The sequence below is a fragment of the Ancylobacter polymorphus genome (assembly GCF_022836935.1).
Classification (GTDB): domain Bacteria; phylum Pseudomonadota; class Alphaproteobacteria; order Rhizobiales; family Xanthobacteraceae; genus Ancylobacter; species Ancylobacter polymorphus_A.
In genome coordinates, this window is record NZ_CP083239.1 from 1,733,292 (window position 1) to 1,742,500 (window position 9,209).

Below are 9,209 nucleotides of genomic sequence, written 5' to 3' on the forward strand. Positions count from 1 at the left end.
GCGCTCAATGCCCTCCGCCGCTGCGGCCGAGGCGGGCTTCCAGCACGGTCTTGGCCAGCAGGGTGACGATGGCGAGCAGCGCCAGCAGCGAGGCGACGGCGAAGGACGCCTGGAACTGGTACTCGTTATAGAGGATCTCGACCTGCAGCGGGATGGTGTTGGTCTCGCCGCGCACATGGCCTGACACGACCGAGACCGCGCCGAACTCGCCCATGGCGCGGGCGTTGCACAGCAGGACGCCGTAGAGCAGGGCCCATTTGATATTAGGCAGGGTGACGCGCGAGAACACCCGCCAGCCGCCGGCGCCGAGGGTGACCGCCGCTTCCTCCTCCGTCGTACCCTGTTCCTGCATCAGCGGAATCAGCTCCCGAGCGACGAAGGGGAAGGTGACGAAAATCGTCGCCAGCGTGATGCCGGGCCAGGAGAAGATGATCTTCCAGCCATTGTCGATCAGCCACGGCCCAAAATAGCCCTGCGCGCCGAACAGCAGCACGAAAACGAGGCCCGCTACCACGGGGGAGACCGAAAAAGGCAGGTCGATCAGGGAGATGAGCAGGCTCTTGCCGCGGAATTCGAACTTGGTGATCGCCCAGGCCATGACGAGGCCCATCACCGTATTGGCGGTGAGGGAGAGGGCGGTGACGAGCAGAGTGAGGCGGATCGCCGCTAGCGCGTCAGGCTCCACCAGCGCCGCGAGATAGGCGTCCCAACCCTTGGTGAAGGCCTGTGCGAAGACGGCGATGAGGGGGAGGACGATGAGCAGGCCGACAATGCCGGCCGCCAGCCCGATGACCAGCGCCTTGACCAAAGCGGGCTCGTCGCGGACGGGTGAGGTGCTCATGCCAGCCTCCCGGTGCGGCTCTGCGACCAGCGCTGCAAGCCATTGACAACGAACAGCAAAAGAAAAGACGCCACCAGCATGGTCGCCGCAATCGCGGTGGCGTCGGCGTAGCGGAATTCTTCCAGCCTAATGACGATGAGCAGCGGCGCGATTTCCGACACATTGGGCAGGTTGCCGGCGATGAAGATCACCGAGCCATATTCGCCGACCGCGCGGGCGAAGGCGAGGGCGAAGCCGGTGAGGAAGGCCGGCAGCACCGCCGGGGCAATGATGCGCCGGATCGTGGTCCAGCGCCCGGCGCCGAGCGTGGCGGCGGCTTCCTCCAGATCGTGGTCGAGGTCTTCCAGCACCGGCTGAACCGTGCGCACAACAAAGGGCAAGCCTATGAAAATCAACGCGATTAATATGCCGAGCGGCGTGAACGCGACCTTGATGCCGAAGGGAGCCAGCAGGCTGCCGACCCAGCCATTCTCGGCATAGAGCGTGGTCAGCGCGATGCCGGCCACCGCCGTGGGTAGGGCGAAGGGGATGTCGATCAGCGCGTCGAGCACCCGCCGTCCCGGGAAGTCATAACGAACCAGCGCCCAGACGATGAGCGCGCCGAGCACCATGTTTATGCTCGCCGCCGCGAGCGAGAGGCCGAAGGAAATCTTCAGCGCGTTCAATGTTCTAGGGGCGGTGAGGATGGCGAGAATCCGGTCCGGCGACAGTTCCGCCGTCTTCAGGAACAGCGCCGCCAGCGGGATGAGCACCACCAGCGACAGCCAGAGCAAGGTGAGCCCCAGCGTGAGGCCGAAGCCGGGAATGACGCCCTGCGCCCGTGGCGCGGCGGGGGGCGGGGCGGTGCCGACAAGGGTGGGGCGGTCCAGGCTCGTCTCGCTCAAGGCGGTGCTCCGGGAGGGGTGGTCACGGCGAAGGCCGTGCCTTGCGGCACGGCCCGGAGGGGATCGAAAGCGGTGGCCGATGAGGCCGATGAGGTGGACAGTGAGGCCGATCGGACCGTTCGAGCCCGACGCGACCGGCCCCGCCGGCCCGTCTCAGTTGGAATAGATCTGGTCGAACACGCCGCCATCGGCGAAGTGGGTCTTCTGTGCCTTGCGCCAGCCGCCGAAAGCCGGGTCGTCAATGGTCACGAGTTCCACCTTGGGGAACACCTTCTCATAGGCCTTGGCGACCTCGGGGTCGCGCGGGCGGTAGAAGTTCTCCGCCGCCAGCTTCTGGCCTTCCTTGGAGTAGAGCAGCTTCAGATAGGCCTCGGCGACGTCGCTTGTGCCCTTGCGCGCGACATTCTTGTCGACCACCGCCACCGGCGGTTCGGCGAGTATGGAGAGCGAGGGCACGACGATGTCGAACTTGTCGTCGCCGAACTCCTTCTTCGACAGGAAGGCCTCGTTCTCCCAGGCGAGCAGCACGTCGCCGACACCGCGCTCGGTGAAGGTGACGGTGGAGCCGCGCGCGCCGGTGTCGAGCACCGGGACATGCTTGTAGATCTCGCCGACAAAGGCCTTGGCCTTTTCCGCGTCGCCGCCATTCTGCTTGAGCGCATAGGCCCAGGCGGCGAGGTAGTTCCAGCGCGCCCCGCCCGAGGTCTTCGGGTTGGGGGTGATGACCTGCACGCCCGGCTTTGTGAGGTCGTTCCAGTCCTTGATGCCCTTCGGGTTGCCCTTGCGCACCAGGAACACGATGGTCGAGGTGTAGGGCGAGGCATTGTCCGGCAGGCGCTTCTGCCAATCCTGCGCCAGGAAGCCCTTATCGGCGATGGCGTCGATGTCATAGGCCAGCGCCAGGGTGACGACATCGGCCTCAAGGCCGTCGATCACCGAGCGCGCCTGCTTGCCGGAACCGCCATGCGAGGTCTTGATCTCGATGCTCTTGCCGGTTTCCGCCTTGTAGTGCTCGGCGAACAGCTTGTTGAACTGCGAATAGAGTTCGCGCGTGGGGTCGTAGGACACGTTGAGCAGCGTCACGTCGGCGGCGCGCACCGGCGGGCTGTAGGCGAGCGGTGCCGCCAGAGCGGCCACGAGCGCGGCGACGGCCGCCGGCCTGAAATGAAACGACATGGGCAATCTCCCCCGGCAGCGCGGTGGCGCTGGTGAATGTGATGGGAGAGGTTTCCACAGGGAGGGGCCGGGGTCAATATTAATTCTACCGAATTAATAGGAAATAGCGGAAATCTACGGAAATGCGGCGGGGTAAGGGGTGCCGCGCCCCGGTGTCTCTCATTCCCGGGCTTGACCCGGGCACCCCGAGACCGGGCGCCGGTGAACTCGGCCGCAGCGGGTGAGAGGTCCCGCGCGGTGCCGGCGTCGGGCGGCGTGGGAAGGCTGGATCCCCGGGTCAAGCCCGGGGATGAGGGCGCGAAGGCGGCGCGCGCGAGGTCCGGTGATGAGGGGGCGCCAAGGCGCATGCGCGGTGCCGGGGGCGCGGGGGCTGCGGGCCCAGGGATGAGGGCGTGAGCGTGCCGGGCGCTGAGCTTTCAGGGAGCATGGGGGCAGGGGCGGTCCGGCCGCTGCATCAGGCAGCTGGGTGGCTTCCCCTTTTCCTCATGCCCGTGCTTGACCCGGGCACCCAGGGGCCGGGCGCCGACGAACTCGGCCGCAGCGGGCGAGAGCTTGCGCGCGGTGCCCGGCGTTGGCGGCGTGGGAAGGCTGGGTCCCCGGGTCAGGCCCGCGGATGAGGGGACGTGAAATCGGCGCGGATGGCGCCCGGCGGTGCGGGAAGGATGGATCCCCGGGTCAAGCCCGGGGATGAGGGCGCGAAGGCGGCGCGGGCACCCGTTCAGGCGCTGACGGTGTTCAGCAGCGTGTGGATGCCGCACTCGGTCTTGCCCTTGCCGCGCCAGCGGCCGGCGCGGGCGTCTTCACCTGCCGCCGCGCGGCTGGTGCAGGGCATGCAGCCGACCGAGGTGAAGCCCTTGGCCAGCATCGGATGGTCCGGCAGGGCGAAATCGCGCTGCGCAGCTTCCACGGCCGCGCGGTCGAGATTGACGAGCGGGTTGAACTTCAGCCGCGCACCGTCGCGCTCCACCGCCGGAATGGTGGCGCGCAGGCCGCCCTGGTAGCGCTTGCGCCCGTTGAGCCAGCCGTCGAAACCGGCAAGCGCCCGCGCCAGCGGCTCCACCTTGCGGATGCGGCAGCAGGCGTCGGGATCGGAGAACCACAGGTCGCGGTCGGCGTCGAGCGCCGCCACCCGCGCCGCATCCGGCTGGATGCTGCGCACATCGGTGAGGCCGAGCTGCGCGGTGAGCGCGTCGCGATAGGCCAGCGTTTCCTCGAACAGGAAGCCGGTGTCGAGAAACACCACCGGGATCGAGCGGTCGACCTTGGCGGCATAGGCCAGCAGCACCGCCGATTCCGTGCCGAAGGAGGAGACGAGGCACAGCCGGCCGGGGCCGAGCGTGCGCAGGGCGGTGGCGATGATTTCCTCCGGCCCGGCATCGGCGAGCGCGCAGGCGAGCCCGCCCACCTCGTCCGTGCACGGCGCGGCGGGGGTGAAATCGGCACCGGAACGCTGGAAGGTCATGCGCGCACTCCCGAAACCGTGCGGCCGAGGCGCTGGCGCAGAAGGCTGGGGCGCTGGTCGGTGGCCGGCTGATAGAACACGGTGTAGCGGTGGGTGGCCTCGTCAAACGCTTCGGCGTCGGCCTCCTTCACCGCGTCGATCTGGTCGAAACCGGAGCGCTCCATCAGCAGGAACTGGTCGCGCAGCACATTGCCGATGGCGCGCAGCGGACCCTTCCAGCCCAGCCGCTCGCGCAGCAGGCGGGCCTGGCTATAGGCGCGCCCGTCGCGGAAGGTGGGGAAGTTCAGCGCGATGAGCGAGAGCTGGCCGAGATAGGGTTCGATCTCGGCGATCGGCCGGTTGTTGGGCCAGATCACGCCGACCGGCGCCTGCCGTCCCTTCAGCGTCTCCGCCTCTTTCAGGAAGCGGTCGATGCCGATGAGCACCGCCACGCCTTCGGGCAGCGCTTCTTCGTCGGGCACGCGGAGATAGGCGTCAGCGACGATCTCGCCCTTTTCAATGAGAGGCATAGACGCGCTCCTTGAAGGGCTCGACGCCGAGGCGGGCGACCGTGTCGATGAACAGTTCCTGCGGACCGGCGCGCAGCTCCAGATAGGTGTCGACCACATCCTCGATCAGGCCCGGCACCTGCTCATAGGACACCGCCGGCCCCAGCAGCGTGCCGAGCTGGGCATGCTCGTCGGCCCGCCCGCCCAGCGTGATCTGGTAGAATTCCTGGCCGTTCTTCTCCACGCCGAGAATGCCGATATGGCCGACATGGTGGTGGCCGCAGGCATTGATGCAGCCGGAGATGTTGATGTGCAGCCGGCCGACGCCGCGCGCCCGGTCGAGATCGGAAAAGCGCTTGGCGATTTCCTGCGCCACCGGAATGGCGCGGGCATTGGCCAGCGCGCAGTAATCAAGGCCGGGGCAGGCGATGATGTCGTTGACGAGGTTCACATTCGGCGTGGCGAGGCCGGCGGCGTCGAGCGCGGCCCACAGCGCCGGCAGGTCCTTTTGCGCCACATGCGGCAGGCAGAGATTCTGCTCATGGCCGACGCGGATCTCGCTAGAGCCGTAGCGCTCGGCGAGGTCGGCGACCACGTCCATCTGGTCGGCGGTCGCATCGCCCGGAGGGGCGCCGACCGGCTTGAGCGAGATGGTGACGATGGAATAGCCCGGCACCTTGTGCGCCTGCACGGAATTGCGGTGCCAGGTGGAAAAGCGTGCGTCCTTCAGCGCCTCGGTGAGAACAGCCGGCTCATTTTCCAGCGGAGCGAAGGCGGGATAGATGAAGCGGGCGCGGATATCGGCGATCATCTCATCGGTGAGATGCAGCGCGCCGTCGCGGATCGCCGCCCATTCCGCCTCGACCGCCTTGGAGAATTCTTCGGCGCCGATCTCGTGCACCAGGATCTTGATGCGCGCCTTGTAGATGTTGTCGCGGCGCCCGTACTGATTGTAAACGCGCATGATCGCTTCGATGTAGCTCAGCAGCTCGCGCGCCGGCAGGAAATCGCGGATTGATTTGCCGACGAAGGGCGTGCGGCCGAGCCCGCCGCCGACCAGCACCTCGAAACCGAGTTCGCCGGCGTCGTTGCGGTGCAGGCGCAGGCCGACATCGTGCACCTTGATCGCCGCGCGGTCATGCCCGGCGGCGGTGATGGCGATCTTGAACTTGCGCGGGAGGTAGGTGAATTCCGGGTGCAGCGTGGAGTACTGGCGCAGGATTTCCGCCCAGATGCGCGGGTCGTCGCATTCTTCCGGCGTCGCGGCGGCCCACTGGTCGGTGGTGACGTTGCGGATGCAGTTGCCCGAGGTCTGGATGCCGTGGACGCCGACTTCCGCCAGCGCGGCCATGGCCTCGGGGAGTTCTTCCAGCTTGATCCAGTTGAACTGGATGTTCTGCCGCGTGGTGAAATGGCCATAGCCGCGATCATAGACGCGCGCGACATGGGCCATGCGGCGCAGCTGGGCGGCGCTGAGCGTGCCATAGGGAATGGCGATCCGCAGCATATAGGCATGCAACTGGAGATAGACGCCGTTCATCAGCCGCAGCGGCTTGAACTCGTCTTCCGACAGCGCGCCCGAGAGGCGGCGGCCGACCTGGTCGCGGAACTCGGCGACACGTTCGGCCAGAAAGGCGCGGTCGAATTCGTCATAGGCATACATGGGGCGGCCTTAGGCGTCGTTCACTGGGGCAGTTCGAAGGTCGGACCGGCGACGCGGATGCGCTCGCGCAGATTGCCGGGGCCGATGGTGCCCTGGTCATCCACGGTAACCGGGGCGACATAAGGGCCGACCGCGTCGAGATCGCGCTTACCGGCTTCCGCCAGCAGGGCGATGGCATCGTCGGCGGTGGTGACGATGGCCGCATCCGCCAGCTCTACCGACCAGCCGCCGTCGCGCGTGCGCCACACCACGGCGCCGTCGGTGAGACGGTTGGCGGTGACGGCGACGGGTCCGTTGACCTTCAGTTTTTGCTGCTGCGGCGCGGCCATGCGCGAAATCCTCATCTCATTGGGGCAATTTTCTATCACACCAATTTAGAACGTACAAAAGAAATATATGCACAAAAATGACGTGTAATTATCCGCCTCCCCTCCTCACGGCATGCGCCTCCGGCGTGAAGGAGAGGTTAAGCCCGCCCGGTTACGCCCATATGGCGATGGGCAGCCCCTCGGAGTCGCGCTCCGGCGGGGAGGGGAAGCTCGTCGCCTCGCCCCGGGCGATACGCCCTGCCGTCCATGCGGCGGCGCAGGCGTCGATGAGATCGTCCTCGCCGACGCGAAGCTCCCGCGCCTTGAGAGGCGACAGAATTTCCGGCGCGAAGCCGGCCGCTTCGAGCAGCCGTCGGCGCAGCTCCAGCCCCGGCGCGGCGGCGATGCCCTTCACTTTCTTGGGCAGGTCGAGCTCACGCTTGTTCATCGCCCAGAAGCTCACTTCCGGGTGGCATTCGAAGACCTTTTCCCGCGCCGCCGGCGTGGCGCGCAGCCAGCGGTCGAGTTCGACGATGCGGGGAAAGAGCGCGAAGCCCTGTCGCGACACCTTGCGCGGCGGTGTCGAGGTGGCGAGTGCCACCGCGCAGGCGTGGCGATAGCGCGCCGCTTCCGGGACGCTGTCGTCCACGCTCGCATAAACCGCCGCCCGAGAGGGCATGGAGAACACGCTCGACTGACGCTGCCCCAGCTTCGGCCGCACCAGCCGCTCGGGCGCGCGGCCATTGGTCTCGATCCGTTCGGGCAGCCCGATCGGCATGTCCACGGCGACGATGTGCGGCGCCAGCGGGCGCTCGAACAGTTCGGCGATCGCCCGGAGCCGGGTGGCGTGTGCGGAACCATCCGGCTCGACGATCACCGCCACCCAGCCGCCCTTGCCGTCGCCGCGATCCTTGCAGCCATCCACGCCCGCCACGCGCATGTTCGCCCCCTCAAATAATGTTCAGCTCCGCATGCGGGCGCCCGGCCGCGATGCGTTCATAGGAGAACACGTCGAGATCGAGCGAGACGGAGCGGCCCTGCACCAGCCATTCGGCGATGGCGCGGCCGGCGGCGGGGGCCTGCTGCAGGCCGTGGCCGGAAAAGCCGTTCATGAAGTAGAAATTGCCCACCTCCGGGTGCGGGCCGATCACCGCATTGTGGTCCAAGAGGTTCATCTCGTAATGCCCGGCCCAGGCACGCACCACCTTCAGCTCTTCCATCGCCGGGATGCGGTGGGCGAGGTTCGGCCAGATGCTCTCCTCGAAGATCGACCAGTCGACTTCGAAATCACCGTCCGCGTCGGGGTCGTTGTCTTCCGCAGGCGGCGCGCCGCAGATCTGGTAGGCGCCTTCGGGCCGGATATAGAAGCCCGAGGGGTCGACCAGCAGCGGCAGCTTTTCGATCGGCGTGCGGCAATGCACAACGAAGACGCAGCGCTTCTTGCCCTCGACGGGGAGGGGGATGCCGGCCATGGCGGCGACGCGGCCCGCGCGCGGCCCGGCGGCATTGACCAGCGCGCCGCAACCGAGGCGCCGCCCGTCCGCCAGCGTCGCCCCCGTGATGCGCGCGCCCTCGCGGGTGAGGCCGACGACCTCGCCGGTGATGAAATGCGCGCCCTGCGCCTTCGCCGCGCCGCGCAGGCAGGCGAGCAGCGCGTGCGCATCGAACCAGCCCTCGCCCGAGCGGCCAAAGGCGCCGGCGGCGAGATCGTCCACATTCAGCCAGGGGAAGGCGGCTTTCAGCGCGGCCGGGTCGAGCAGCGCGATGTCGGCGCCCTCCGTCATCTGCGTGCGGTGATTGGCTTGAAGGATCGGCAGGCCGGCGGCGCTGGCGAGAATGAGATAGCCGCCCTCATGGAAGGCGAGATCGGTGTCGGGGCCGAAGCGCTCCTTGGCGCTGCGCAAGAACTCCAGCCCGAACAGCGACATGCGGATGTTCTCGGGAATCGAGAATTGCTGGCGCAGCGAGGCGGCGGACAGGGTGGTGGAGGAATAGGTGAAGCTGGGATCGCGCTCGATGACGGCGACGCGGCCGGTAAAGCCGGGATCGCTTGTGAGGAAATAGGCGGTGGCGGCCCCCATGATGGCGCCGCCGACGATGAGCACGTCGAAAGTCTCGTCCATGGCCTTGACCCATAAAGGCGGCGCGACCGGGCACCGGCGCCCGATTGGCAGCCCGCCAATCAGCGGGATAGGCTCTTCGCCACCATCTGCCAATGAGCCGAGCGAATCATGTCCACACCCGTCCGTCCGCGCCGCAGCGTGCTGTTCATGCCGGGGGCGAATCCACGTGCGCTGGAAAAGGCGCGTAGCCTGCCGGCCGACGCGATCGTCATCGATCTCGAGGACGCGGTGGCCCCCGACGCCAAGGCAGAGGCGCGCGCCCGC

The 9,209-nt window shown here is 67.6% G+C and carries 10 protein-coding genes (1 of these 10 only partly in view); 1 reads left to right on the top strand and 9 read right to left on the bottom strand.

Annotated features, from left to right (window positions below; genetic code table 11):
• Window positions 1-4: 4 nt before the first annotated feature.
• The 9 genes from cysW to K9D25_RS08140 form a co-directional block, all read right to left on the bottom strand.
• The gene (cysW, locus tag K9D25_RS08100) at window positions 5-841 is read right to left on the bottom strand and encodes a sulfate ABC transporter permease subunit CysW (protein ID WP_244450344.1); all 837 of its coding nucleotides are present in this window, start codon (window positions 839-841) and stop codon (window positions 5-7) included.
• Complete coding sequence (gene cysT, locus K9D25_RS08105; RefSeq protein ID WP_244450827.1) at window positions 838-1,647, bottom strand: sulfate ABC transporter permease subunit CysT; 810 nt, start codon at window positions 1,645-1,647, stop codon at window positions 838-840. Before cysT ends, cysW begins: the two co-directional genes overlap by 4 nt.
• 231 nt (window positions 1,648-1,878) lie before the next feature.
• Window positions 1,879-2,901: a sulfate ABC transporter substrate-binding protein gene (locus K9D25_RS08110; protein WP_244450345.1), complete on the bottom strand. Its 1,023-nt coding sequence runs from the start codon at window positions 2,899-2,901 to the stop codon at window positions 1,879-1,881.
• Window positions 2,902-3,619: 718 nt separating this feature from the next.
• The gene (locus tag K9D25_RS08115; RefSeq protein ID WP_244450346.1) at window positions 3,620-4,363 is read right to left on the bottom strand and encodes a phosphoadenylyl-sulfate reductase; all 744 of its coding nucleotides are present in this window, start codon (window positions 4,361-4,363) and stop codon (window positions 3,620-3,622) included.
• Entirely contained in the window at window positions 4,360-4,872 is a 513-nt protein-coding gene (locus tag K9D25_RS08120) for a DUF934 domain-containing protein (RefSeq protein WP_244450347.1), read from the bottom strand. Before K9D25_RS08120 ends, K9D25_RS08115 begins: the two co-directional genes overlap by 4 nt.
• Entirely contained in the window at window positions 4,859-6,514 is a 1,656-nt protein-coding gene (locus K9D25_RS08125; RefSeq protein ID WP_244450348.1) for a nitrite/sulfite reductase, read from the bottom strand. Before K9D25_RS08125 ends, K9D25_RS08120 begins: the two co-directional genes overlap by 14 nt.
• A gap of 20 nt (window positions 6,515-6,534) precedes the next feature.
• The gene (locus tag K9D25_RS08130) at window positions 6,535-6,843 is read right to left on the bottom strand and encodes a DUF2849 domain-containing protein (protein WP_244450349.1); all 309 of its coding nucleotides are present in this window, start codon (window positions 6,841-6,843) and stop codon (window positions 6,535-6,537) included.
• Between the two features lie 151 nt (window positions 6,844-6,994).
• Window positions 6,995-7,762 carry a DUF429 domain-containing protein gene (locus tag K9D25_RS08135; protein WP_244450350.1) on the bottom strand — a complete coding sequence of 256 codons (768 nt, stop codon included), beginning with the start codon at window positions 7,760-7,762 and terminating at the stop codon, window positions 6,995-6,997.
• A gap of 10 nt (window positions 7,763-7,772) precedes the next feature.
• A complete protein-coding gene (locus tag K9D25_RS08140; RefSeq protein ID WP_244450351.1) occupies window positions 7,773-8,945 on the bottom strand; it encodes an NAD(P)/FAD-dependent oxidoreductase in 1,173 nt (390 codons plus the stop codon).
• Window positions 8,946-9,053: 108 nt separating this feature from the next.
• Here K9D25_RS08140 and K9D25_RS08145 point away from each other — a divergent pair, with 108 nt between their 5' ends.
• Window positions 9,054-9,209, top strand: the 5' end (the start) of a protein-coding gene (locus tag K9D25_RS08145; RefSeq protein ID WP_244450352.1) for an HpcH/HpaI aldolase/citrate lyase family protein. Its footprint extends 744 nt past the window's final position; only the first 156 of its 900 coding nucleotides appear in the window; its start codon is at window positions 9,054-9,056; its stop codon lies beyond the right edge, outside the window.